This is a genomic window from Tatumella terrea (assembly GCF_039523755.1).
Lineage (GTDB): Bacteria > Pseudomonadota > Gammaproteobacteria > Enterobacterales > Enterobacteriaceae > Tatumella > Tatumella terrea.
This window is the reverse complement of sequence record NZ_BAAAFX010000018.1, coordinates 320,963-346,975: the sequence shown is the minus strand read 5'-3', so window position 1 is coordinate 346,975 and position 26,013 is coordinate 320,963. Positions and strand designations below refer to the sequence as shown.

Below are 26,013 nucleotides of genomic sequence, written 5' to 3'. Positions count from 1 at the left end.
AAGAAGGGGATTGTAGTGAGGGAATATCGGGTTGTAAATCGTTTCTGTATGAGCGGCCATCCAGGCCGTCATCTCAGAGCAGGCGACTGCGGTGACTGTCCCAGCGGTAACCCAGGCCATAAACCGCACGGATAAACGTGTGTTCCTGATCCTGTATTTCCAGCTTACGGCGGAGATTTTTGATGTGACTGTCGATGGTCCGGTCGGCCACCACCCGGTAATCGTCATAGAGCAGGTCGAGCAGCTGTTCGCGGGTGAACACCTTGCCAGGTTCCTGTGACAGCGCCGTCAGTAACCGGAATTCAGCGGGGGTCAGTTCAACCGGTTGGCCGTCCCAGCTGGCACGAAACCGTGCTTTATCGATTTCCAGCCGCGCAGAGACATTGTCGGGCTCTTCGACGGGGCGCAGGCAGCGGCGCAGGATAATTTTCACCCGGGCGACTACTTCCCGCGGGCTGAACGGTTTGCAGACATAATCATCCGCCCCGATTTCCAGCCCCAGTAACCGGTCTATTTCTTCGCTGCGGGCGGTAAGCATGATCACAGGCAGATCGGAGAACTGGCGAAGTTCGCGGCAGACCGACAGCCCGTCTTTGCCGGGCAGCATCAAATCAAGGATCAACAGGTCCGGCGGGCTGGCTTTGACCTCAGGAATCACTTCATCACCACGGCTGATCACCCGGGTACGGTAACTGGCGGCCTGCAAATAATCGACCAGCAGCATGGCCAGCTTTGGCTCATCCTCAACAATCATGATCAGCGGTGAAAGGGTATGTTCTGTCATATTTTTTGCTCACGTGTCATCAATGGCAGCCTGACCAGAAGAGTAACTCCCCCGGTGTCGGAATGCCGGCAGTCAATGGTTCCCTGATGGGCTTCTGCGATGGCCCGGCAGATGGCCAGTCCCAGACCGGATCCTCCGCTTGCCCGGTTACGCGAATCTTCAGCCCGGTAAAACCGGTCAAAAATATGCTGCTGCTGTTCATCACTGATGCCGGGCGCAGTATCGCTGAAGGTTAACTGCAGATCATTCTGTCTTTGTTGCAGACTGACGACCAGGCCGCCGCCGGCATAAGTATAACGCAGGCTGTTTTCCAGCAGGTTATGACATAGCTGGCTCAGCCGGCTGATATCACCGATGCAGGGGGCCGAAGGGGGAAACCGATAATGCAGCGAAAGGCCGGCATCGCGGAAACGTTGTACATAGGTAGCACAGATATTTTCGGCCAGCTCACTCAGGCACAGGGGCTGCATCTCATAACGTAATGCGCCCGCATCGGATAGTGCCAGCTGATGCAGGTCATCGACCAGTTTTTTCAGGGTCATCACTTCACTTTGTAACGAAGCGATGGCGGCCGGGGTCAGGTGCCGAACCCCGTCCTGGATAGCTTCAAGTTCACCCTGCAGGATGGCCAGCGGCGTCCGCAGCTCATGAGAGATATCGGCCATAAATGCCCGGCGGTTGGATTCATTTTTTTCCAGCGACTCTGCCAGCTGATTAAAATCGCGGGCCAGCTGGCCCAGTTCATCCTCGCTGGTGACCCTGACCCGGGTTGCCAGCTGTCCGGCGGCTAACTGATGGGTGCCGCCGACCAGACGTTTAACCGGAGCCAGCAGCCCGCGCGACAGGCCCCAGGTGACGATAGCCGCCAGCAGGGTGGTCAGCGCACCGATGACCCAGCTGGCCCGTTTTTGCTGATGGTCGAAATTGATGTCGGTGCTGCGTGTCAGTTGCTCCGGGGGGGATCCAATGACCCAGCCAGCCACCAGTCCCTGCGAGGTAGTGATCGGAAGTTCAACCCGCTGAACCGGGAGTTTTTTGCGTGGCCCGATTAGCACACGATATTGACTGTCGACGATCCAGAACGGGGTACGCCAGCCGGGTGAGGGGAAGTTATCCCGCGGCTGACTCTGTTCCAGTGAGTGTAACAGGGTGTAGATCATCCGGTTATTATTCTGCAAAAAGGTCCAGTTACCATGCTGCTGATATTGTTCGGCCAGCGCATCGCTTAGCAGACTCAGGCGCTGCTCATTACTTTCACGAATATAATCGACGAACCCGTGCTCAAAGCTCATACGCATCGCCCAGTGCATCACCATCAGCACCAGCAGACAGCTGCCGAAAATCGTCATAAACAGTTTCGCCCGGATGTTCAGTCGCCAGCGCAGTCTCATGATGTCTTACGCCCTTTGTTCAACAGGGTATTACGGCTAAGCTCTTCGGGCACAAACCAGAACACGATGATCGGTAGACAGAGGAATAATCCGATCAGCAGCCAGGCCATGCTGAAGGTATGGCGAAGGGCGATGGTACCGGCGAGGGCCGCATGCCCTGAACTTGCCAGCAGTAAACCTGCCAGAGTGACGCCGGTACTCATGGATAATTGCATCACCATCGAAAGCAGACTGTTTCCTGAAGAAGCCAGCGTGTCCGGAAGTTCTTTCAGGGTCAGGGTATTCATGGTCGTAAAACGGACCGAGTTGATGCCGCCGAGCAGAAACATGACCAGCGGTAATCCTGCAATCCAGTTCAGCCGCAGTAACAGCGGAAACAACATGACCACCAGTCCCAGTAACAGCGTGGAACTGATCAGCGCACGACGATAACCGACGGTATTGACCAGCCGGACCACCACCCGCTTAATCAGCATGCTGCCCGCGACCATCGGTATCATCATCAGACCGGCATGGAACGGGCTAAGGCCCAGCGCCAGTTGCAGGAAAAGCGGGATCATAAACGGTAACATGCCACTGCCGGTCCGCGCGACCATACTACCGATCAACCCGATGCGGTATACCGGATTCTTAAATAAATCGAGGCTGAACAGCGCGTTCTCGCGGTTGAAGGCATACACGGGGTAGAGTACCAGACAACCTATCCCCGCACTGAGCAGGACCGATAGCCAGAGCGTACGGTCTCCTGTCCATTCGCGGCTTTCCAGTGCCAGTGTCAGCGAAGCCATCGCAATCGCCAGCAACAGAAACCCACGAAAATCAAAGCGCCGCCCGGGTAAACGGTAATTTGGCAGCAGACGGAGGGTCGCCCAGGCACCGATCACCCCCACCGGGATATTGATCAGGAAAATCCAGTGCCAGCTGGTGTATTCCACCAGCAGACCGCCGAGAGTCGGCCCGGCCAGCGGCCCGACCTGGCCTGGTAAGGTGACAAAAGCCATCGCCGCCATATACTGGGCGCGGGGTACCATTTTCATTACCGTCAGCCTGCCAACCGGCACCATCATGGCACCGCCCATGCCCTGCAGCACGCGGGCCATCACCAGCTGATCCAGCGTGGAGGAGAGGGCACAACAGACCGAGCCCAGCGTGAACAGAACGATGGCGCTGCAGAAGATGTTCCTCACCCCCAGACGATCCGCAAGCCAGCCGCTTAACGGCAGCATCACCGCGACCGTTAATACATAGGACACAATCACCATATGCATATTCAGCGGGCTGCTATGCAGCGCCTTTGCCATAGAAGGCAGCGCCGTATTCACAATCGTGGTATCCAGCGATTGCATAAAAAAACCGATGGCGACGATCCATAACTGCCAGCGCACGGAAGGCATGGCAGGCGCAGAGGCGGTGCGGGGTTCTGAGTGCATCACGGTTCTCCTGAGACAGGCTTGCGGCCTCTACTGAGTTTATCCATGAACAGAAATACCACCGGGGTGGTGTACAGCGTCAGTAACTGACTGATAATTAATCCGCCGGCGATGGCTATTCCTAAAGGTTGCCGTAATTCTGCGCCATCTCCGGAGGTAAATACCAGCGGAAGTGCACCGAAAAGTGCTGCCAGAGTCGTCATCAGTATCGGACGGAAACGCAGAAGACAGGCCTGATAGATAGCCTCGCGAGCCGGGAGCCCGCCTTCCCGCTCTGCGGCCAGCGCAAAATCGATCAGCATAATGGCATTCTTTTTCACTATGCCGATCAATAGCAGAATACCTAACATCGCAATCAGGCTGAAGGGCGTCCCGGACAGGCGTAATGCCAGCAAGGCACCCACACCGGCAGGGGGGAGGGTTGAGAGGATGGTCACCGGATGAATATAGCTTTCATACAGCATGCCGGTCACAATATAGACAGTGGCAATCGCCCCGAGGATCAGCCATAGCTGGCTGGACTGGCTGTCACGGAATAGTTTGGCATCGCCGGCAAACTCGCCCCGGATGGAAGCCGGAACGCCCAGACGCACCATCGTCTGGTCAATGGCCGCGGAAGCCTGCGACAGCGCGACCCCATCGGGCAGGTTAAATGAAAGCGTGGCCGCGGCCGACAGTCCCTGATGGTTGACCGCGGTCGGGGTATTGCCGGGGGCCCAGTGTGCAATACGCGATAATGGTATCGACTGACCCTGTTTATTGATCAGGTACATCTGGTCGAGGGCCGAGGCATCCTGCAGATAGCGGGGATCCACCTCCAGTACCACTTTGTACTGATTCATGGGCCGGTAAATGGTGGAGATTTCCCGCTGACCAAAGGCATCATTCAGCAGGGCATTCGCCTGGGCCATGCTGATCCCCAGCCTGGCCATGCTGGCCCGGTCATACACCAGTTGCAGCTCACCGCCATGATCCTCCTGGTCTGAACTCACATCGGTCAGTTGCGGCAGATGCCGGAATGCCTGGAGGAGTCTGGGGGACCACTGGCGGAGTGCCTGCAGGTCATCCGAAAGCAGAGTGTACTGATAACTGGCGTTGGATGAGCGGCCACCGGTATGAATATCCTGGACCGGATTCAGGTATAAGCGGGCGCCGGGTTCGTTGGCCAGTGCGCTTCGCAGGCGATCGATCACCTGGCGGGCACTGACCTTTCGTTCGGCCAGCGGTTTGAGTGAAATATAGAGTGAACCGCTGTTAGTACGCATCCCCCCGGTAAAGCCCGTGACATTATCGACGGCGGGATCCGCGCTGACGATGCGCATAAAATCGGCCAGTTTATCGCGCATGGCCTGGAAAGAAATACTCTGGTCTGCCTGGATATTGCCCGAGATACGGCCGGTATCCTGTTCGGGTAAAAATGCTTTCGGCAGACTGATAAATAATCCGACCGTCAGCGCGACCGTGGCCAGTAACACACAGAGGGTCGTTTTCGGATGGCGCAGCACACGGCGTAATGAACGTGCATAGCCGGCCTGAAGACTGTTCATTCCTTTCTGAAACCAGGAGAGGCGCAGCGGCCTGTCTGCCGGCGTCAGCTTAAGTAACCGGGCACACATCATCGGGGTCAGGGTCAGGGAAATGACCAGAGAAATCAGGATCGCGACCGACAACGTCATGGCAAATTCATTGAAGAACCTGCCAATCAGCCCGCCCAGGAACATCAGTGGCAAAAATACCGCCACCAGCGACAGACTCATTGCCAGTACGGTAAACCCGACTTCACGGATCCCCTGCAGAGCGGCCGCGAAGGGTTTCATCCCGGCTTCCACGTGACGGGCAATATTTTCCAGCACCACGATAGCATCGTCGACCACAAAGCCTGTGGCGATGGTCAGGGCCATCAGTGACAGATTATTCAGGCTGAAACCGCAGAGATACATGGCAGAAAAACTGCCTATCAGCGAGACCGGCACTACGATCGCCGGGATCAGCGTCGCTCTGGCCGATCCCAGAAACAGGAAGACCACCAGGATCACCAACGCAATGGCGATAATCAGCGACTGCTCCACCTCACTGAGGGAGGCCCGGATCGTCGGTGAGCGATCCTGGGCGATACTGAGCTGGATAGCCGCCGGAATTTCCTGGCGTAAAACCGGCAATCTTTCCCGGATGCGGTCCACCGTCGATATAACATTGGCATCGGAGGTTTTACGGATCATCATCAGGATCGCCGGTTTACCGTCACTCAGCCCAATATTACGTATGTCCTGGACATCATCCGTCACGCTGGCAATATCGCCCAGCCGGACGACGGCGCCGTTGTTATAGTGAATAATGACCGAGCGGTAGTGGCTGGCATCATCCAGCACATCATTGGTCGCCAGTTGCCAGCGTTGCTCTCCGTCATCAATGGCCCCGAGCGGCAGTCGCTGGTTTGCCGCGCTGAGCTGGCTGCGGATCTGGTCCAGCGAAATTCCCTGACTGAACAATTGCTGTGGATTCACATCGACCCGCACCGCCGGCAGGGATCCGCCGCCGATGGTCACATCGCCGACGCCGTCTATCTGGGATATCGTCTGTGCCAGCCGGGTGGTGGCATAATCGTATAGCTGGCCGCGGGAGTAGGTATCTGAGGTCAGTGTCAGGATCATGACCGGGGCATCGGACGGGTTGGCTTTCCGGTAAGTCGGGCGTGAAGACATGCCGCTCGGCAACAGGCTCTGGGCAGCATTCAGTGCGGCCTGAACATCGCGGGCGGCACCGTTAATGTCCCGGTTAAGATCAAAAATCAGGATAATACGGGTCGTCCCCAGCGTACTGGTGGAGGTCATCTCGCTGATGCCGGAAATCCGGCCCAGTGAGCGCTCCAGTGGCGTGGCAATGGAGGCCGCCATGGTCTCTGCCGAGGCTCCTGACATACTGGCCGAGACTACCACGGCAGGAAAATCCACCTGCGGTAAGGCGGCCACCGGCAGTAACCGAAAGCCCAGGATGCCCGCCAGCACGATCGCCAGTGAAAACAGCAGGGTGGCGACCGGGCGGTGAATGAACAAATCCAGAGTTTTCACAGCGGCCTGTCCTGTTCAGTGCTCATAGGCCCTTTAGGGCTCAGTTTTTTTGACAGGCTGTCAAACAACAGATAGATCACCGGGGTGGTAAACAGCGTCAGCACCTGACTGACGACCAGGCCACCGACCATCGAAATCCCCAACGGCCTGCGTAATTCCGCGCCGACGCCGGTACTCAGCATCAGCGGCAGCGCACCGAGCAGGGCTGCCAGGGTGGTCATCAGAATGGGGCGAAAGCGTAACAGACACGCGCGGAAGATGGCCTCCTCCGGCGACAGACCTTCATTACGCTCGGCTGATAAGGCGAAGTCGATCATCATAATGGCATTCTTCTTCACAATACCGATCAGCAGAATAATGCCGATGATGGCGATGATATCCAGTTCATGCCCCGAGATCTGTAAGGCCAGTAATGCACCTACGCCGGCACCCGGCAGGGTCGACAGGATGGTGACCGGATGAATAAAACTTTCATACAGAATGCCCAAAACGATATACATGGCGATAATGGCCGCGATAACCAGCCAGACGGTACTGCTGAGCGCCGCCCGGAAGGCAAGAGCACTGCCTTCGAAACTGGTCGTCATATCTGCCGGTAAATTCAGCGACCGTTCAATCTGCGTAATCGCATCCACGGCATCCCCCAGGGAGTCCCCCTCCGCAATATCAAACGATATTGTTGCAGAAGGGAACTGATCCAGATGGTTCACCGTCAGCAGCGTGTGACGCTGTTCGATGCTGGCGATTGCGCTCAGTGGAAGGGAGCCTCCTTCACTGCTGGTCAGGCGGATATTCTGCAGTGGACTCAGTCCTCCACTGGCCGGCACGGACTGGCCGAGAACCACACGGTACTGGTTAGACTGGGTATAAATGGTCGATATCAGGCGTTGTCCGAAAGCATCGTACAGTGCGTTGTCGATATCTGACATTGAAATGCCCAGACGACTGGCGGTATCCCTGTCGACGCGAATGTAGGCTTCATTCCCCTGGTCCTGCCAGTTACTGCTGACACTCCGTAATTGCGGTGCCTGCTGCAATCTGGCGACCAGCCGTGGTATCCATAATGCCAGATCGGATTGTGAGGGTGACTGCAACGTGAACTGATAAGGGGTCCGGCTGGCGGTGGTATCAATCGTCAGATCCTGTACCGCCTGCATCCATAGCTGAACGCCGGGAAGCTGACTGACCGCTTGCTGTAAACGGTTCTCAATGGCGGGGATCCGGTCGCTGCGCTGCGAGAGGGGTTTCAGGGTGATCTGTAAGCGTGCGGTATTCAGCGCAGCATTCGTTCCATCGACACCGACAAACGAGGTGACATTCGCCACATCCGGGTCTTGCTGAATAATGGCTGCTGCCTGACGGGTACGATCAGCCATGCCCTGCCAGGAGACAGACTGTGGCCCCTGCAGGGTGGCCTGAATCAGGCCGTTGTCCTGGGCGGGGAAAAAGCCTTTCGGAATAAATATCCACAGCAGAACCGTCAGGATCAGGGTGCCGACCGCCACCCCCAGGGTAAGCCAGCGGTGGCGCAACACCCGGGTCAGCAGTCGACCGTAGCCGGCGACTGTACGATCGAACAGCGCCTCACAGGCCAGTGAAAAACGATTTTGCTGGTGGTGTGTCCCCTCTTTCAGCATCCTGGCGCACATCATCGGGGTCAGGGTGAGCGAGACCAGCGCCGAGATTAAAATAGAAACGGCCAGGGTCACGGCAAATTCACGAAACAGACGACCGACCACGTCTCCCATAAACAGCAGCGGGATCAGTACCGCTATCAGTGAAATCGTCAGGGAAATGATGGTGAAGCCGATCTCGGAAGCCCCTTTCAGGGCGGCATTCAGCGGAGAAAGACCGTTTTCGATATGCCGGGAAATATTTTCGATCACGACAATGGCGTCATCCACCACAAAACCGGTGGCAATGGTGAGCGCCATCAGCGTCAGATTATTGACCGAAAAGCCCAGCATATAAATCACGGCAAACGTGCCGATCAGCGACAGCGGTACCGCCACCGCGGGGATGATGGTGGCAGGGATATTCCTCAGGAACAGATAGATAATCATCACGACCAGGGCAATCGCCAGCATCAGCTCTGACTGAGTGTCGCTGACCGAGGCACGGATATTCTGAGTGCGGTCACTGATCAGCTGTAACTTCACCGAATCCGGCAGGCTGCTCTGTAATGAGGGGAGCAGGGCGCGGATACTGTCAGCGGTGGCAATAATATTCGCCCCGGGCTGGCGCAGGACATTCATCACGATGGCGCCCTGACCGTTACTCCAGGCACCGAGCCACTGATTTTCCGCCCCCTGGCTGACGGTGGCCACATCGCCCAGACGGACAGGGGCATTATTGCGGTAACTGATGATCAGCTGGCGATAATCTCCGGCACTTTTCAGCTGATCGTTCGCGGAGAGCGTCAGCGAGCGTTGCGGACCATCCAGGCTGCCTTTTGCCGTATTCACATTGGCGTCGCCGATAGCGGTTCGGATATCTTCGCTGGTTAACCCCAGTGCAGCCAGGGCCGGGGCATTCAGGCTGATGCGGATGGCCGGCCGCTGTCCCCCGGCCAGGGTCACCATACCGACGCCACTGACCTGAGAGATCTTTTGCGCGATACGGGTTTCCACCAGGTCTTCCACCCGGGTCAGCGGCAGACTTTGAGTGGTAACCGCCAGTGTCATGATCGGCGGGTCCGCCGGGTTGACCTTGTTATAGACCGGCGGGTTGGGTAAGTCATCGGGCAGATAGTTCATCGCTGCATTGATGGCGGCCTGGACTTCCTGCTCAGCAATATCCAGCGGCAGAGAGAGCTGGAACTGCAGGGTAATGACTGAGGCTCCGGCCGAACTGCCGGAAGCCATCTGTTTCAGCCCGGACATCTGCCCAAGCTGACGTTCCAGCGGCGCGGTGACCGAGGTCGTCATGACGTCTGCACTGGCCCCGGGATAGCCGGTGATCACCTGGATAGTCGGATAGTCCACCTCAGGCAGGGCAGAGACCGGTAAAAAGCGATAACCCATGATCCCTGCCAGCACAATGGCCACCATCAACAGGGTCGTGGCAATAGGTCGCAGGATAAACCGGCGCGAAGGCCCCCCGTTCGGGGTCCCGGAGAATGCATTCATCAGGTAGCATCTCCGGTGCGGTCTGCCGGCGCCGGGGTCACGACCCGGACGGCGGTCCCTTCATTCAGACGATCGAGGCCATCGGTCACCACGCGGTCACCCGCCTGTAAACCGCTATCGATCACCCGCAACGCTCCCTGTTGTGGTCCCGGAGTCACCGATTCCCGGCGCACTTTATTGTCCGGCCCGACCAGCCAGACAAAGTAACCTTCGGTATTCATCTGTAATGCCGCGACGGGAATAACTAAGGCATCTTTCAGGGTGCTGACCCGCAGGCGGATATTCACAAACTGGTTCGGGAACAGCTGATTATCCTGGTTCGTAAACCGGGCTTTCAGCTTCAGCGTACCGGTGCTGCTGTCTATCTGGTTATCCAGACTCAGCAAAGTGCCTTCCGCCAGCGTACGGGTATCGGTACGATCACGGGCCTCTGCAGTCAGTGGCTGCCCTTGTTTCTGTGCCCGGACGATACGGTCAATGTCGCCTTCCTGCACGGTAAAAATCACGTCGGCCGGGTGCGTCTGGGTGATCACGACGATACCATTGGTATCGCCGGCGGAGATATAATTACCGGCATCCACCTGCTTCAGCCCGACGATACCGCTGATAGGCGCAGTGATTTGGCTGTACGTCAGGTTCAGACGAGCATTCTCCACCGATGCCTGGTCACTTTTGACGGTACCGTCCGTTTCGCTGACCAGTGCCTGCTGATTATCCAGCTGCTGGCGGGCGACCAGCCCGGTGGCGGCCAGCTTCCGGTAACGTTGCAGGTCGGCACGGGCATTCGCCAGGGTGGCCTGGTCTTTCGCCAGCTGGCCTTCTGCCTGTAACAGGGCGACCTGAAAAGGGCGGGGATCAATTTCAGCCAGTAATTGTCCGGCGGTGACCGGCTGGCCTTCACGAAAATGCAGAGACATTAGTTGCCCGTCGACACGGCTGCGTACGGTCACGGTGGAAGAGGCCGTCACGGTCCCGAGAGCGGAAATATATTGCGGGACGGTCATTGCGTTAACTTTGGCCACCTGAACCGGCGGGGCGGAAGAAACGGCACGTCCGGCAGGGGATGCTGCCTCTGCGCGGTCAGTCTGCCAGAAACGCACACCGGCCAGTACGGCAATGATCACAACAGATAACAGAAGAAAGAAACGGGTCATTCGATGATTTGCTTTCATGCTTAATTATTCTCTCCCGCATCATTAAATCAGGCAATATCCGCACGTTGGCCTGTCAGTATAACGACAAATCAGCGAGGAAAGTTGAAGGAAATAAGGAAATGCATCGCAGGAGGGGAGAAAAAACATGACGGTGCCGGGGTTGCCGGCACCGGGGCAGAATTAGCTGAACAGAGTTTTCGCCCAGCGGGTGAGACCAAGGGTGACCGAGCCGAAGTCATCGCCGCTGGCCAGCGGGATGCCCGGCAGGATGCGGCTGATGGCTTCACGTAATAACGGAGAGCGGGCACTGCCGCCGGTCAGATAGATGACGTCCGGGCGGGTGGATGATTCGGCCATTACGCCGGAAATCTGCCGCACCATCTTCTCCAGCGGTTGTGCAATGGCGTCTTCCATTTGCTGCACTTCCAGTACAGCCGCCAGCCCGGCATCGATGTATTCCAGCGGGACCGTGGTTTCCGGGGTTTTGGACAGGCGGATTTTACTCTCCTCCGCACTGCGGACCAGCTGGTAACTTTGCTTGTTTTTCCAGACATTCAGCAGGCGGGTGACTAAATCCGCATGCTCAGCGTCTCTCACCATCTGGCGGAGTAACTGACCGCATTCGCCGGAGTAGAACTCGCTTTGTGCATTGACATCATTGATAGCTACGGCATTCCACCAGGGGAGCGCCGGCAGGGCGGTGCCTTTACGTGCACTGCCCCCCAGCCCCAGTAAAGGCATCAGCGTTTTAAAGGCCAGCATGATATCCAGGTCATTTCCGCCGACCCGGCAACCGCTGTGCCCAAGCAGACTCTCCACCCGGTCGGCTTTATGCTGCCATTCCGGCCCCATCAGTAACAGAGAACAGTCGGTGGTCCCCCCGCCGATATCCACCACCAGTACCCGGGTCTCACGGGTGAGTGTGGATTCAAACTCCAGCCCGGCCGCCACCGGTTCATACTGAAATTCTATTTCACGGAAACCGGCTCGCCGGGCGGCGCGTAACAGAATATTTTGTGCCTGGGCGTTGGCTTCGCTGCCGCCGTTGCCCTGGAAGTTTACCGGGCGACCGATCACCGTATGGGTGATGGCGTGTTCGGTTTGCCGTTCTGCCTGCTGACGAATGTGCAGCATCATGGCACAGACCAGATCTTCAAAGAAGGCAACCTGCTGAGGCTTCAGACCCGGGGCACCGAGGAAGGATTTCGGGGATTTGACGAACCAGACATCTTCCGGGTCCGCAATATAGTTTTCCAGCGCCTGTAACCCGAAGCTGACCCCCTCGGGGGTAACCGGTATATCCTCTTCCCGGTTCAGTCGCAGAGAAGACTGCAACAGAGCCTTATTTTCCGGCAGAGGAAAATCAACATTGTGACAGCGATAGAGCCACTCACTGGGGACGGAACGCAGCGACGCAGAGATCATCGAAGGGAGTAGCGCAGAGGAATTTTCGAGCAACAGTTGCCGGAAATTCCCGTCTTCTTCTGCCGCTACTGAACAGTTAGCTGTACCGTAATCAAAACCAATAAACATGTCTGCGCCCCCGGAGAGTCAAAAAAAGGGGGCGACTTTACCTTGTAATCGTGATGCCGTAAATGGCGGACCACTAATTGGCGTGACCGGCTTGCAGGAGCTGGGCGCGGGTATAGGGTTTTTCGATGCCGGCCAGGCGTGCTGACAGGGTCGCCAGGAACTGCTGTGTGGTGGCAGGCTGGCCGGTGAAGATGATCACCGCGGGCAGGGCCGCAAAGCATACCAGCTGCAGCAGACTGACTTTATCAAGCCGCGTATGACGCTGTATCAGCAGGTAACCGGTACTCAGGAGAGCTCCCAGTGTCGCGCCGCTTATCACCTCGCTGGGAGAATGCGCATGCAACTGCAAGCGGGAATATCCCACCGCCAGCGGCAACAGATAGCCGAGGGTGATCAGTGTGCGGCGCAGCCAGGGCTGGCGGCCTGCGGAAATCATCCACATCACGACCGGCCAGAGTACCGAAGACAGGGTGGTGTGTCCGCTGAATCCGGTAAAGTTCAGTGACTGACTGCCGAGGAAAAACCCCAGGAACATCACCTTTGAGATACTGACCAGTCCTCCGGCAACACCAAAACTCAGTAACCAGCCGAAGGCGGTTTGCCAGCGCTGACTTTTCCAGAATAAAAAGATTGCAAGCAGCAGGGCGGTCGGCAGTAACAGCATGCTGTCGCCGAAATAGGTCAGATTCTTCCAGTACATGGTTTTCCAGTCAACAGGCCAACGGGCGGATCAAGGGATCCGGGAAAGAAATGCGCCATTATAAGGCAGACTTAACAGTATACAGAAGTTTTCAGAACCGCCTATGAGGGATGTCTGAAGATAAAGCACGCTTTTTTCTGGCATCAACCGGATGAAATCCCTATAATCGCCGCCGTAAACCCTCTCATTCTGCCCGTATCTCCCGGCCGTTAACCGGAAATGATACCGGCTTCAGTTTCAGGTCTTTAAAACGTATGACTGACTCGTCCCATCAGTGCGTAATCGTGGGTATTGCCGGCGCATCTGCTTCAGGTAAAAGTTTGATTGCCAGCACGCTCTATCGTGAAATTCGTGACCAGGTAGGTGACGAACATATTGGTGTTATTCCCGAAGATAGTTATTACCGGGATCAAAGCCATCTCACCATGGAAGAGAGAATTAAAACCAATTATGACCATCCGAATGCGATGGATCATGATTTATTATTGTCGCATTTACAGGCAATTAAAGCAGGTCATGCGATCGATCTCCCGGTTTACAGCTATTCTGAACATACACGGATGAAAGAAACCCGTAAGCTGGAACCGAAAAAGGTGATTATCCTGGAAGGTATTTTGCTGCTGACCGATGCCCGGTTACGCGACGAACTTAATTTTTCTATCTTTGTGGATACGCCGCTGGATATCTGCCTGATGCGCAGGATGAAGCGGGATGTGAATGAACGGGGTCGTTCGATGGATTCCGTAATGACCCAGTATCAGAAAACAGTGCGTCCGATGTTTTTGCAGTTTATTGAACCGTCAAAACAATATGCGGACATCATCGTGCCACGCGGTGGCAAAAACCGTATAGCTATCGATATTCTTAAAGCGAAGATCAATCAGTTTTTTGAATAAATAGTTCACCGGGAAGGCGTGCCTTCCCTGTTTTGTCAGTGAAATGGAGTTATCTGCATGAGATTGTGTGACCGTGACATAGAAAGCTGGCTGGATGATGGCCGGCTGGAAATCTCACCTCGTCCGCCTGTCGAACGGATTAACGGAGCCACTGTGGATGTGCGTCTGGGCAACCAGTTTCGGACTTTCCGTGGACATACTGCGGCGTTTATCGACCTGAGTGGTCCGAAAGATGAAGTCAGTGCCGCGCTGGATCGCGTGATGAGTGAAGAGATCATTCTGCCTGAGGGCGAAGCCTTTTTCCTGCATCCGGGTGAACTGGCTCTGGCGGTGACGCTGGAATCCGTGACCTTACCGGCTGACCTGGTCGGCTGGCTGGACGGTCGTTCATCACTGGCCCGGCTGGGGTTAATGGTGCACGTCACTGCCCATCGCATCGATCCGGGCTGGAAAGGCCGGATTGTGCTGGAGTTCTTCAACTCCGGTAAATTGCCATTAGCGCTTCGACCGGGTATGTTGATAGGAGCGCTGAGTTTTGAACCATTATCCGGCCCGGCAGAACGGCCTTACAACCGTCGGCAGGATGCAAAATATCGCGATCAGCAGGGTGCTGTAGCCAGCAGGATTGATAAAGACTAGCTAAATACACCGGGGATGGTATGAGAAGACTGATAACCACACTGGCCATTCTGCTCGTGGTCGTAGTCGCAGGAATGACCGCATTAGTGATGCTGGTCAATCCCAATGATTTCCGTGGCTACATGGTACAGCAGGTGGCGAAACGCAGCGGTTATCAGTTACAGCTCTCCGGTGATTTACGCTGGCATGTCTGGCCACGTCTCAGCATTCTTAGTGATCAGCTCTCCCTGACGGCCCCCGGGGCGACCGTCCCGGCGGTCAGCGCCGAAAATATGCGCCTCGATGTCGAATTATTCCCGCTATTATCTCACCAACTGAAAGTCAGTCAGGTTCTGCTGAAAAATGCGGTGATCCGTGATATCCCCGCCGCGGCACGGGAGCTCCCTCCGGGCGCACCGGTTGCCCCGGAGGATGGTATGTCGTCTGCCTCTCTGACCCGTGGCTGGAGTTTTGACATCGCGCAACTGAACATCGCTGACAGTCTGTTTATCTGGCAGGATGCTCAGGGCAATCAAATCAACTTCCGTGACCTTAATCTGAGCATCCGCCAGGATCAGGTGAAGCAGGGGCAGTTTGAATTCAGTACCCGTGTCTCACGTAATCAACAGAATCTGCAATTAACGGTGAACGGCCATCTGGATGCCAGCCAGTATCCGCAGCAACTGGCATTGCAGGTCAGCCAGGCTACCTACCAGGCTTCGGGAGTTGATCTGCCGGCCGCCGGCATTAACGGTCAGGCGGAATTCAGCGCCAGCTGGCAGCCTGCGGCACAGTATTTCCGGCTCTCTGCGCTGAAACTTCAGGCCAATAATAGTGACTTCAGCGGGGAAATTGCCGGGCAGTTGCAGCCTTCATTGTCATTGCACGCCCGGCTGACCTCGGTAAATACCGATTTTGACCACCTGCTCGCCGCTGGCGGCAATTCCGACGGGCACGCCGTGGTGCGCGTGGTCAGTGCGCCGGTCATTGCCGACCGTGATGACCTGCCGCTGCAGGATAGCTGGCTTCGTACCGCCGATATGGATGTCAGCATCCATTCAGAGAACGCCCTCTGGCGGGGGTTACAGTTAAAAAATCTGTCACTTCAGGCCACCACGTCCGGTGGTATTACCCGGGTGGCGACCCTTGACGGGCAGTCAGGGGATGGCCATTTTTCACTGCCGGGTGAGGTGGATTGGCGTAGCACGTTGCCGCAGGTGAGTCTGCGGCCCCAACTGCAGAATATCAGCCTGCAGCCGGTGCTGGCTTTCCTGCAACTCCCGCAGGCGTTTGCCGGGGAAGTGACCCTGCAGGGGCAATTCACCGGCAACGGCTTCACTCACCGGGATATCCTGACCGGATGGCAGGGGCAGGCCAGTATCCGTGTAACTCACCCGAATACCGGCGCATTTAACCTGCAGCAAATGGTCAGTGATGCCGTCGCTGTCAACAGTGACCGGGTGAAATATCAGCCGGAGCAAACGCCGGTAATGCCTTCTCTGGACGGGGATTTACACCTCACTCCGGGAATATTGCGTTTTGCTTCGCTGAAAGGTGAAGGGAATGGGCTACAGATGGATGCCACCGGTGAAGTGGATTTCCGTCAGCGCACCATGGATGTGACATTTAATATGCTGATGGCAAACTGGAAAGGGGATAGCCGGCTGGTTCATCTGCTGTCAGGGCAGGTTATTCCGATACGCTTCTACGGTCCCTGGGATAAGCTGAGTTACTCTCTACCGGTGACTCGTGTGCTGAATGGTGATTTCCGTAATGAGCTTAAAAGCCGTTTTAATCAGTGGCGGGCGCAGAACCCGGAGAAACACCCGACTCACCCGTAGTTATTCCTGAATCCACGGTGATTTCAGATTGAAGGCGGCGGTGCAGGTCTCCCGCCGCCTGTAGGGACGGTATCTGCGGAATAACCCTTTACCGTCTATGCCAGGGACACAGGATTTCTCTCTCCGGTTACCGGAGCTGTTCTTCGCCGGTTCGGGCTGTCAGAAGCTGTGCGTTCAGTCATTCCTTATCTGCATATGAAAGTTATGGCCTTTTTTGCTGCCTTTCATCGCAGGTCGGGCTGTCATAAGCTGTCCGTTCAGTCATTCTTTATCTGCATATTTGAGTTGTGGCCTTTTTTCCTGTCTTTCATCGCAGGTTGGGCTGTCATAAGCTGTCCGTTCAGCCATCCTCTGTCTGCATCATTACCACATTGTGGCCTATTGCCGCGCTGGCTGACAGCCCGTTGTACGACGGTGACTGACCTGCTTTTTATTGCACCGCCTGCACTCTGCCTTCGTTAAAAAATCTCATCTCTTCAGAGCCCACTACTACAGTGAGTAAATAAATCCAGCAATAAAACCCGACATTTAGACAATGATCAGAAAATGACAATTTTTTGGCGTAATATAAGATTCATTATCTGAAAAGCCACTATGATAGATAATACGTCAGTACTGTCAGACCACATATGCCGGAGGATAGAAGGTGTCAGTGTGGATCAGCCTAATTTCAGAGAATGCCGATGCTGCTTGTCGTTGCTTTTCACTCATACTGCCGGAACTGATTTTTTTCAAAACGGAATGTTTATGACCAAATTAAAAGCAGTCATTCCTGTTGCAGGTTTAGGTATGCATTTATTGCCGGCAACCAAAGCTATCCCTAAAGAAATGTTGCCGATTGTCGATAAGCCGATGATTCAGTACATCATTGATGAGTGTGCGACCGCCGGAATTAAGGAAATCGTCCTGGTCACGCATGCTTCAAAGAATGCTGTCGAAAACCATTTTGATACCACCTATGAACTCGAAGCTCTGCTGGAGCAGCGGGTTAAACGTCAGTTGCTCAGCGAAGTACAGTCAATCTGCCCGCCCGGTGTGACCATTATGAATGTCCGCCAGTCTCAGCCTCTGGGGCTTGGCCATGCGGTACTCAGTGCCAGACCAATGATCGGTGATAACCCGTTTGTGGTGGTGCTTCCGGACATCGTACTGGATGAATCAAGCGCCGACCATTTGCGTTATAATCTGGCCGCCATGATCAACCGGTTTGAAGAGACAGGTCATAGCCAGGTGCTGAGTAAGCATATGCCGGGAGAAGATCTCAGCGAATATTCGATTATTACCACCCGCGACCCTCTCGAAAATCCGGGCGATACCAGTCGCATCGAACTGTTTGTCGAGAAACCTGAAAAAGATGCTCTGCCGGATTCCGATCTCGCGGCTGTCGGCCGTTATGTATTATCCGCAGATATCTGGAAAGAGCTTGAAAATACCGGCGCGGGTGCCTGGGGAAGAATACAGCTGACGGATGCGATTGCCAGTCTGAATCAAAAGCAACCGGTAGATACCATGTTACTGACCGGTATTGATTATAATTGTGGCCGTAAACTCGGCTATATGCAGGCCTTTGTCAGTTATGGCCTGAGAAATCCGGCCCAGGGACAGGAATTTCGTGAGACCCTCAGGGAAATCATTGCGAAATAATTACGAATAAAACTTTTTAAGATACGGAGTCTGATATGTCTGTTTTAGTCACGGGGGGAGCAGGTTACATAGGTTCTCATACAGTACTGGCGCTTCTCGAACGCGGAGATGATGTTGTCGTACTGGATAACCTTTGTAATGCCTCTGAGGAATCGCTGCGACGAGTCGCTGCTTTAGCGGGGAAAGCGCCTGTATTTGTCCAGGGAGATATCCGTGATCGTCAATGTCTGAAAAAGTTATTTGCAGACCATCAGGTGAGTGAGGTTATCCACTTTGCTGCGCTGAAAGCGGTAGGTGAGTCGACCCGTATGCCGCTGGAATATTATGAAAATAATGTGGCCGGTACCGTTATCCTGCTTGAAGAAATGCGTGAAGCCGGGGTATGGAACTTTATTTTCAGTTCTTCAGCCACGGTCTATGGTGAAAACGCACCGGTACCTTACGTGGAAACCACACCGATAGGGGGAACGACCAGCCCTTATGGAACATCGAAACTGATGATTGAACAGGTGATGCAGGATTTTGCCCGTGCGGACGAGCGCTTTAATGCCATCGCTCTGCGTTATTTCAATCCGGTGGGTGCGCATCATTCGGGGGAGATCGGGGAAGACCCGGCCGGTATCCCTAATAATCTGCTGCCCTATATTGCTCAGGTCGCCATCGGTAAGCTGGAAAAGCTGGGTGTCTTTGGTGATGACTACACTACACCGGATGGTACCTGTCAGCGGGATTATATCCATGTGGTGGATCTCGCAGAAGGGCATCTGAAGGCATTAGATAATCTTCAGAAAGGTCAGGGATGCCGTGCCTTTAACCTGGGGGCGGGCAAAGGCTACTCGGTACTTGAAATGATCAAAGCTTTTGAGAAAGCCTGTGGTAAGACTATCCCGTTTGAGATTAAACCGCGCCGCAACGGTGATTTACCGGCGTTCTGGGCCGATCCTTCACTGGCGGAGAAAGAACTTGGTTGGACCGTCAGCCGGGGTATTGATGAAATGATGCGTGATACCTGGCACTGGCAGAGTAAAAACCCGAACGGATATCGGTAATTTAAACGGCAGGACCTCTCCGGCAGGGGCTCTCTTAGCCCCTGCCAAGGCAAAACAGTAATTACAGTGAGTGGCAAATTTATTCAGGCATCCCGTCTGAAGCGGTAACGTGTTTTTATAAGATACTCTGAACCACTCATAAGAACCCGGAAATTAATGAAATGAAGTATAGTCCCGGTTATTTGGTTGATATTATTTCTGTACTGACTGAAAAGGAACTTAAGGTCAGATACAAAAGTAGTTTCCTCGGCTATTTATGGTCTGTCGCTAACCCATTGTTATTTGCGTTAATCTATTATTTTATTTTTAAATTAGTGATGAGGGTACAGATCCCTGATTATACAGTTTTTCTTATCACTGGATTATTTCCCTGGCAATGGTTTGCAAGCTCGGTCAACAATGCATTATTTTCATTTATTTCTAATGCCCAGGTAATAAAGAAAACAGTATTCCCGCGATCAATCATTCCGTTTTGTAATGTATTTATGGAATTTCTGCACTTCCTCTGTACGCTGCCGGTGATTGTTGCCTTCCTACTGTTTTACGGCATGTCACCGTCCATCAGCTGGCTATGGGGTGTGCCGCTGATAGGTCTGGCGCAAATGATACTGACCTTTGGCCTTTCGCTGGCAATCAGTTCGCTCAACCTGTTCTTCAGAGATCTGGAACGATTTATCCCGCTGGGTATTATGCTGATGTTTTATTGTACCCCGATACTCTATTCTGCTGATCTTATTCCTGAAAAATATCAATGGCTGCTGACGATTAATCCGGTATCTGAATTAATGCTGGCATGGCGGGACCTCTTTATGAAAGGAATTATTCATTACCCTGATATTGCACAGATGTATCTATGGGCAATACTGGTACTGATGGCCGGTAGCTATATTTTTAATAAGCTGAAATTCAGATTTGCTGAGATTTTATAATGAGTATTGCTATTGAATTCAGAGAGGTTTCGAAATCCTACCCGTTATACCACCATATCGGAACCGGCATTAAAGATCTTATTTTTCATCCACGTCGTGCCATTACGCTGTTACGGGGGCGGAAATATACCGCGATTGAAAATATTAGTTTTACTGTTGATAAAGGCGAGGCGGTTGCTCTGATAGGGCGTAACGGTGCGGGGAAGAGTACTTCACTCGGGCTGGTGGCAGGTGTCATAAAACCCAGCAGCGGCAGTGTGATCACCCACGGCCGAATTGCCTCGATGCTGGAGCTGGGTGGCGGGTTTCATCCGGAACTGACCGGCAGGGAGAATATCATCCTCAATGCGACCCTGCTGGGCCTGAGGAAGAAGCAGGTGATGAAGAAGCTGGACGGCATTATCGCTTTTTCTGAACTGGGGGATTTTATTGATGAGCCTATACGCGTCTATTCGAGCGGAATGCTGGCAAAACTGGGATTTTCTGTCATCAGTCAGACGGACCCTGAAATCCTGATCATCGATGAAGTCATGGCTGTGGGAGACATTGCCTTTCAAAAAAAATGTCTTGAAACCATCCGTGAATTTAAACAACGCGGGGTCACCATACTTTTCGTCAGTCACAACATGATGGATGTCGGAAAAATTTGTGACAAGGTCATCTGGATCGAAAACCATCGGCTGCAGGCTGTCGGTAAGGCAGACGATATTATTCCACAATATATAAAAATGATGTCTTAATATGAAAAAATTTATCCTTTACACCAGCTATCATAAACCCGGGGCTTTCCTCTCTGCCTCGTCCATCGTCCCGTTACATGTGGGTAAGGCCAACAGTCTGAACACACTCTGTTGTGAGGGGGATGACCGCGGGGAGAATATCTCCTACAAAAATCCGTTTTACTGTGAGCTGACGGCACAATACTGGGCCTGGAAGAACGGGGAGCCTTCGGAGTATGTCGGTTTTATGCATTACCGGCGTCATCTCAACTTTTCTGAACATCAGGATTACGCGGAGGATAACTGGGGGGTCGCGGTTCAGCCAGAGATAAACGCGGCCTACGAGAAAAAATTTCAGCTAACGGATGCAGGGATTGAACGCTGTCTGCAGCAGGCAGATATCGTGTTACCTAAAGTCTGGTCGGTATTAAAGGCCGGTAGCAAAAATAACTATATTCATTACGGCGCAAGTGAAGATCTGCATATTGCAGATTATGACCTGGCACTCGCCACACTCTATGAGCTATACCCCGACTACAGGCCGGAGGCCGAAACGTTTAATCAGGCGGACTGCGGGTATTACACCAATATGTTTGTCATGAAGCGCGAATTATTTAATGAATATTCCGAATGGCTATTCTCTATCCTTGAGCAACTGGAGAAAAAAATTTCTTTCAGAAACTACAGTGCCAGTGAACAACGTGTTATCGGGCATATTGCCGAGCGACTGTTTAATATTTTTATTTTACACAAAAGAAAACAGCAACCGGAACTCGTTATCAAAGAAGTGCAGCGTACTTTTATTTCTAAAGAAACATTTAACGGGAAGATCCCACCCGCCTTTTCCGGGCCATCGGTACCTGTAGTTATCTGTTTTGACGATAATTACAGTATCTCCGGTGCTGCACTGATTAACTCTTTGTTAAAGAATGCGAATGACCAGAGGAACTATGACATTGTTATTCTGGAAAACGGCATCTCCACCCTCAACAAGCAAAGATTATACAGTCTGGTAAAAGATAAGAAAAGTTTTAGTTTGCGTTTTTTTGATATTAATACCTTTGCCGAACTGAGTGAGGTCCCTGTCCGTGGACATTTTACCTCTGCGACCTATGCCAGGCTGTTTATACCCCGTCTTTTCTCTCTCTACGATAAAGTCTTATTTATCGATGCGGATACGGTAACGGAAGAGGATGTCGGAAACGTCTATGACACAGACCTGGGGGATCATCTGGTGGCTGCAGTGCGGGATATTGTCATGGAGGGGTTTGTTAAATTTGGCGCTATCTCTGACTCTTCTGATGGGCAAATACCGGCACGGAAGTATCTGCTAAAAACTCTGGGTATGACCCGGACGGAGAATTATTTTCAGGCAGGTATTATTCTCTTTAATATCAGTCAGATGGTAAAAGAGAACACCTTTCATTCCCTGATGGAAGCCATGAAATCGAAGCGTTACTGGTTCCTGGATCAGGACATTATGAATAAGGTGTTTTATGACCGGGTCTTTTATTTACCGCTGGAATGGAATGTCTATCACGGTAATGGAAATACTCATGATTTTTTCCCGAACCTGTGTTTTTCAACCTATATGGAATTTCTTTCTGCCCGTCAGCATCCGAAATTGATCCATTATGCCGGAGAAAATAAGCCCTGGAATACAAATAAGGTCGACTTCTACGATAATTTTGAGAAATACCTTACCGGAACCCCCTGGCAGCGGGAGCTTTATTTACGGCTGGCGGGGAATGCGGTGCCGGAATCACACCTGAAAGTGATGCCCTCCGGACAACAGGTATTGCTTCTGCAGACGCGGATAAAAAGAAAAATAATGCCTTTACTTAACCGTTATGCCCCGACAGGGAGTCCGCGTCGGAACTTCCTGATTAAGTATTATTATGCTATCCGCAGACGGATCCTGGGGTGAATAATGAATAATAAAAAACATATTCTTATCGTGGGCGCCGGACTGACCGGTGCCGTTATCGCCCGGGAACTGGCTGAAGCAGGGCATGCTGTCCGTATTATCGACAGCCGTTCACATATCGCAGGTAATTGCTACAGTGAACGGGATGCCCGGACAGGTATTATGGTCCATACCTATGGACCCCATATATTTCACACCGATAATCAGATGGTCTGGGATTATATTCACCGCTTTTGTACCATGATGCCGTATATTAACCGGGTCAAGGCGACTGCGGCCGGACAGGTATTTTCACTGCCAATTAACCTGCATACGATTAACCAGTTTTTTCATACCACCTGTTCACCGGTACAGGCAAAAGCGTTAATCGACAGTAAAAGTGATAAATCGCTGACTGATCCGCAAAATTTTGAACAACAGGCATTACGTTTTATTGGCCGGGAGCTCTATCAGACCTTTTTTAAGGGTTATACCATTAAGCAATGGGGCATCTCACCTTCCGCATTACCGGCAGCCATCCTGAAACGGCTGCCGGTCAGATTTACCTACGATGATAATTATTTCAGCCACCGGTATCAGGGAATGCCGCGTGACGGTTATACGGCTCTGGCAGCGGCAATACTGGACCACCCGCTGATCACGGTAGAACTCAACCGCTCTTTTCAGCCGGAAGACCGGGCGTCCTGTGATCATCTGTTTTTTACCGGCCCGCTGGATGCCTATTATCAGTTTGCCTATGGCCGTCTCGGCTACCGGACACTGGACTTTGAGAAATTCTACGATGAGGGAGAGTTCCAGGGGACTGCGGTGATGAATTACTGCGATCAGGATATTCCTTTCACGCGCATTACCGAACATAAGTATTTCTCTCCGTGGGAGACCCATCAGGGATCCGTTTGTTACCGGGAATATAGCCGGCAGTCTGAGCCCGGTGATATCCCGTATTACCCGGTGCGGCAGGTGGATGAGAAAACGATGCTGGCCCGTTATGTCGCGCTGGCCGGCCAGGAAACAGGGGTGACCTTTGCCGGACGCCTTGCGACATACCGCTATCTCGATATGGATATCACGATTGCAGAAGCCCTGGCTGCGGCCGGCCGGTATCTCGGATGCCTGCGCGATGCGACCCCGATGCCGGCGTTTGTCGTGGATATGATATGAAAATGACGCCGCTGATAGTGACCTATAACCGGCTGGAGAAACTGCAGAAGAGTCTGGCCGCGACCCTGGCGTTACCGTTTGATTCGATAGTGGTCATCGATAATGATTCGACTGACGGGACCCGGGAGTGGCTGAAGGCACAGAGCGATCCGCGCCTGCATTGTTGTTTCAGTCCGGTGAACAGTGGCGGGGCAGGGGGATTCTCCCGGGGTGTGGCTTATATTGCGGAGAATCTCACGACCGATTGGGTTGTATTTTACGATGATGATGCGTGGCCGGATCCCTCTTTTATTGATAATTTTTCCCGTATCGTCGACGGCAGGTATGAGCTCTATTGTGCCAGAGTGTTGTCAGCCGAGGGACGTCTCTGTCCGATGAATGTGCCCTGGTCGGCCCCTCAGGACACATTCTTCGCTGCGATACACTCTCTGGTAAATAAACATGCGTTTATCCCGGATCCGGATACCCCCGGCGGGGTATGCACATTCTCGTTTGTCGGGGCGATTGTCAGCTCACGGCTGATCCGTGAGAGTGGTGACTTAATAGAGAAAGATTTCTTTATTTACTTTGACGATGTCTGTTACTCCTGGCGACTGTTTTCTCAGGGGAACCCGATCCTCTATCATCCTGAGCTGATCATGCATCATGATGTCCCTTCTGCGGTGAGTGACCTTCCTGCCTGGAAGCATTATTACCTGCTGAGAAATTTATTAGTCTTCCGGCGCCTCAGGGATTGTCCTCCTCTTTTTGGCCGGACCGCCACAGCCCTGCGCATAGCGCATAGCCTGCGGAGGGCAATGAAAAGTCCGCAACGCCTGTACTGCTTACGATTACTGGTTAAGGCTGTCTGGCACGCCTTTTCCGGTAAGCGGCCGATGCCCGGGAAGCCTGGCTTATGAAGACGATATGTTATTTCGTTAACTCAGACTGGTATTTCGACCTTCACTGGCTGGCGCGTGCGCTTTCCGCCAAACATCATGGCTATGAAGTTCATATTATTACCCGTATTTCAGAAGAGAAATACCTGCGGCGCTTCACCGAACTGGGTCTCTGCTGTCATTCTCTGCCGATAAAAGAACGCTCCTGTAATATTTTCGGCTTCATTGCTGCGCTGGTGTCATCGGCTCTGCTGTTACGGCGAATCAAACCTGCCTTAATTCATGCGGTGACGATTAAACCGGTGATCATCGGCGGACTCTATGCACGGCTGTTCTCTGTCCCTTTTGTCGCGAATATAGCCGGTCTGGGGCGGGTGTTCCAGCCCGAAAACTGGCTGTACCGGCGTCTGAAAAAAGCGGTTTGCCTGTGCTATTCCGTTATTTTTGCAAACCCCCGCAGTCGGATTATTTTTGAACACCACGATGATCTGCTGGAGTTTCAGCGGAATGTGACGTTTTCAGTCGGCAGGGCGTCGGTCATCGATGGCTGTGGCGTCGATGTGGAACAATATGCTTTTAGCGAAGAGGAGGCCTGCGACCCGCCAATCGTGTTGTTTGCCAGCAGGATGCTGCATAAAAAAGGGCTCGCAGCACTGGTGCGTATTAAACAGCAACTTGCCCGGGAAGACGTTTATTTTACCCTGCGCGTGGCCGGGATCATGGTGGCGGATGATCCGGATGCCATTGCGTTAACGGACATTACCCGCTGGGCCGCCGCGGGGGATATTGAGTGGCTGGGTACCTGTAATAATATGGAGGTACTGCTGGGGAGTGCCAGTATCGTCGCCTTACCCACCTTATATCCGGAAGGTGTGCCGCGCATATTAATTGAAGGCGCTGCGAAGGGAAGAGCATGTATTGCTTATAACAGTGGCGGTTGTAACAGTATTGTTATTAATAATGTTAACGGATTCCTGATCAGTCGCGGCGATGAAGATGAGTTTTGCCGTCAGTTGAAAGTGCTGATCGGGGATAGAGAATTACGCCAGCAGATGGGACTGCAGGGACGGACGCTGGTTCTGGATAAATTTTCAGCGGCACAGGTGATCACTAACACCCTGAATATCTACCGGATATTGATGGTGCCGTAGCGTTATCGTCCC

General features: G+C 53.4%; 19 protein-coding genes. 11 read left to right on the top strand and 8 right to left on the bottom strand.

What is annotated here, in order from left to right; translation table 11 throughout:
• Window positions 1-73: 73 nt before the first annotated feature.
• From baeR to ABD035_RS14865, 8 genes are all read right to left on the bottom strand, one after another.
• Entirely contained in the window at window positions 74-784 is a 711-nt protein-coding gene (gene baeR / locus ABD035_RS14900) for an envelope stress response regulator BaeR (protein ID WP_212714710.1), read from the bottom strand.
• Window positions 781-2,175 carry an envelope stress sensor histidine kinase BaeS gene (gene baeS / locus ABD035_RS14895; protein ID WP_343870974.1) on the bottom strand — a complete coding sequence of 465 codons (1,395 nt, stop codon included), beginning with the start codon at window positions 2,173-2,175 and terminating at the stop codon, window positions 781-783. Before baeS ends, baeR begins: the two co-directional genes overlap by 4 nt.
• Complete coding sequence (mdtD, locus tag ABD035_RS14890; protein WP_343870972.1) at window positions 2,172-3,605, bottom strand: multidrug transporter subunit MdtD; 1,434 nt, start codon at window positions 3,603-3,605, stop codon at window positions 2,172-2,174. Before mdtD ends, baeS begins: the two co-directional genes overlap by 4 nt.
• Window positions 3,605-6,673, bottom strand: a complete 3,069-nt coding sequence (mdtC, locus tag ABD035_RS14885) for a multidrug efflux RND transporter permease subunit MdtC (protein WP_343870971.1) — start codon at window positions 6,671-6,673, stop codon at window positions 3,605-3,607. The genes mdtD and mdtC overlap by 1 nt, the downstream gene beginning before the upstream one ends.
• Window positions 6,670-9,801, bottom strand: coding sequence for an MdtB/MuxB family multidrug efflux RND transporter permease subunit (locus ABD035_RS14880; protein ID WP_343870969.1), 3,132 nt, complete (start codon window positions 9,799-9,801; stop codon window positions 6,670-6,672). Before ABD035_RS14880 ends, mdtC begins: the two co-directional genes overlap by 4 nt.
• Window positions 9,801-10,973: an MdtA/MuxA family multidrug efflux RND transporter periplasmic adaptor subunit gene (locus ABD035_RS14875; protein WP_343870968.1), complete on the bottom strand. Its 1,173-nt coding sequence runs from the start codon at window positions 10,971-10,973 to the stop codon at window positions 9,801-9,803. Before ABD035_RS14875 ends, ABD035_RS14880 begins: the two co-directional genes overlap by 1 nt.
• Before the next feature lie 162 nt (window positions 10,974-11,135).
• Window positions 11,136-12,488 carry a molecular chaperone gene (yegD, locus tag ABD035_RS14870; protein WP_343870966.1) on the bottom strand — a complete coding sequence of 451 codons (1,353 nt, stop codon included), beginning with the start codon at window positions 12,486-12,488 and terminating at the stop codon, window positions 11,136-11,138.
• A 73-nt stretch (window positions 12,489-12,561) separates the two neighbouring features.
• Window positions 12,562-13,188, bottom strand: a complete 627-nt coding sequence (locus tag ABD035_RS14865) for a phosphatase PAP2 family protein (protein WP_343870965.1) — start codon at window positions 13,186-13,188, stop codon at window positions 12,562-12,564.
• Between the two features lie 254 nt (window positions 13,189-13,442).
• Between ABD035_RS14865 and udk the strand changes: the two genes are divergently transcribed.
• The 11 genes from udk to ABD035_RS14810 all read left to right on the top strand — a co-directional run bounded on the left by udk (window position 13,443) and on the right by ABD035_RS14810 (window position 26,001).
• On the top strand, window positions 13,443-14,084 hold the full coding sequence (gene udk / locus ABD035_RS14860) for a uridine kinase (protein WP_212714722.1): 642 nt from the start codon (window positions 13,443-13,445) through the stop codon (window positions 14,082-14,084).
• 57 nt (window positions 14,085-14,141) lie between these two features.
• Window positions 14,142-14,723 (top strand): dCTP deaminase, encoded by a 582-nt coding sequence (dcd, locus tag ABD035_RS14855; RefSeq protein ID WP_025903416.1) that lies wholly within the window; start codon window positions 14,142-14,144, stop codon window positions 14,721-14,723.
• 20 nt (window positions 14,724-14,743) lie between these two features.
• The gene (gene asmA, locus ABD035_RS14850; RefSeq protein ID WP_343870964.1) at window positions 14,744-16,543 is read left to right on the top strand and encodes an outer membrane assembly protein AsmA; all 1,800 of its coding nucleotides are present in this window, start codon (window positions 14,744-14,746) and stop codon (window positions 16,541-16,543) included.
• 747 nt (window positions 16,544-17,290) lie between these two features.
• Window positions 17,291-18,187 carry a UTP--glucose-1-phosphate uridylyltransferase GalF gene (gene galF / locus ABD035_RS14845; protein ID WP_212714724.1) on the top strand — a complete coding sequence of 299 codons (897 nt, stop codon included), beginning with the start codon at window positions 17,291-17,293 and terminating at the stop codon, window positions 18,185-18,187.
• Between the two features lie 35 nt (window positions 18,188-18,222).
• Window positions 18,223-19,236 (top strand): UDP-glucose 4-epimerase GalE, encoded by a 1,014-nt coding sequence (gene galE, locus ABD035_RS14840; protein WP_343870963.1) that lies wholly within the window; start codon window positions 18,223-18,225, stop codon window positions 19,234-19,236.
• 161 nt (window positions 19,237-19,397) lie between these two features.
• Window positions 19,398-20,165 (top strand): ABC transporter permease, encoded by a 768-nt coding sequence (locus ABD035_RS14835; RefSeq protein ID WP_212714726.1) that lies wholly within the window; start codon window positions 19,398-19,400, stop codon window positions 20,163-20,165.
• Window positions 20,165-20,905, top strand: coding sequence for an ABC transporter ATP-binding protein (locus tag ABD035_RS14830; protein ID WP_343870962.1), 741 nt, complete (start codon window positions 20,165-20,167; stop codon window positions 20,903-20,905). Before ABD035_RS14835 ends, ABD035_RS14830 begins: the two co-directional genes overlap by 1 nt.
• A gap of 1 nt (window position 20,906) precedes the next feature.
• Window positions 20,907-22,811: a DUF4422 domain-containing protein gene (locus tag ABD035_RS14825; protein WP_343870961.1), complete on the top strand. Its 1,905-nt coding sequence runs from the start codon at window positions 20,907-20,909 to the stop codon at window positions 22,809-22,811.
• A gap of 3 nt (window positions 22,812-22,814) precedes the next feature.
• On the top strand, window positions 22,815-23,972 hold the full coding sequence (gene glf, locus ABD035_RS14820; protein WP_343870960.1) for a UDP-galactopyranose mutase: 1,158 nt from the start codon (window positions 22,815-22,817) through the stop codon (window positions 23,970-23,972).
• Window positions 23,969-24,871: a glycosyltransferase gene (locus tag ABD035_RS14815; protein ID WP_343870959.1), complete on the top strand. Its 903-nt coding sequence runs from the start codon at window positions 23,969-23,971 to the stop codon at window positions 24,869-24,871. Before glf ends, ABD035_RS14815 begins: the two co-directional genes overlap by 4 nt.
• Window positions 24,868-26,001, top strand: a complete 1,134-nt coding sequence (locus ABD035_RS14810) for a glycosyltransferase family 4 protein (protein ID WP_343870958.1) — start codon at window positions 24,868-24,870, stop codon at window positions 25,999-26,001. Before ABD035_RS14815 ends, ABD035_RS14810 begins: the two co-directional genes overlap by 4 nt.
• Window positions 26,002-26,013 lie beyond the last annotated feature (12 nt).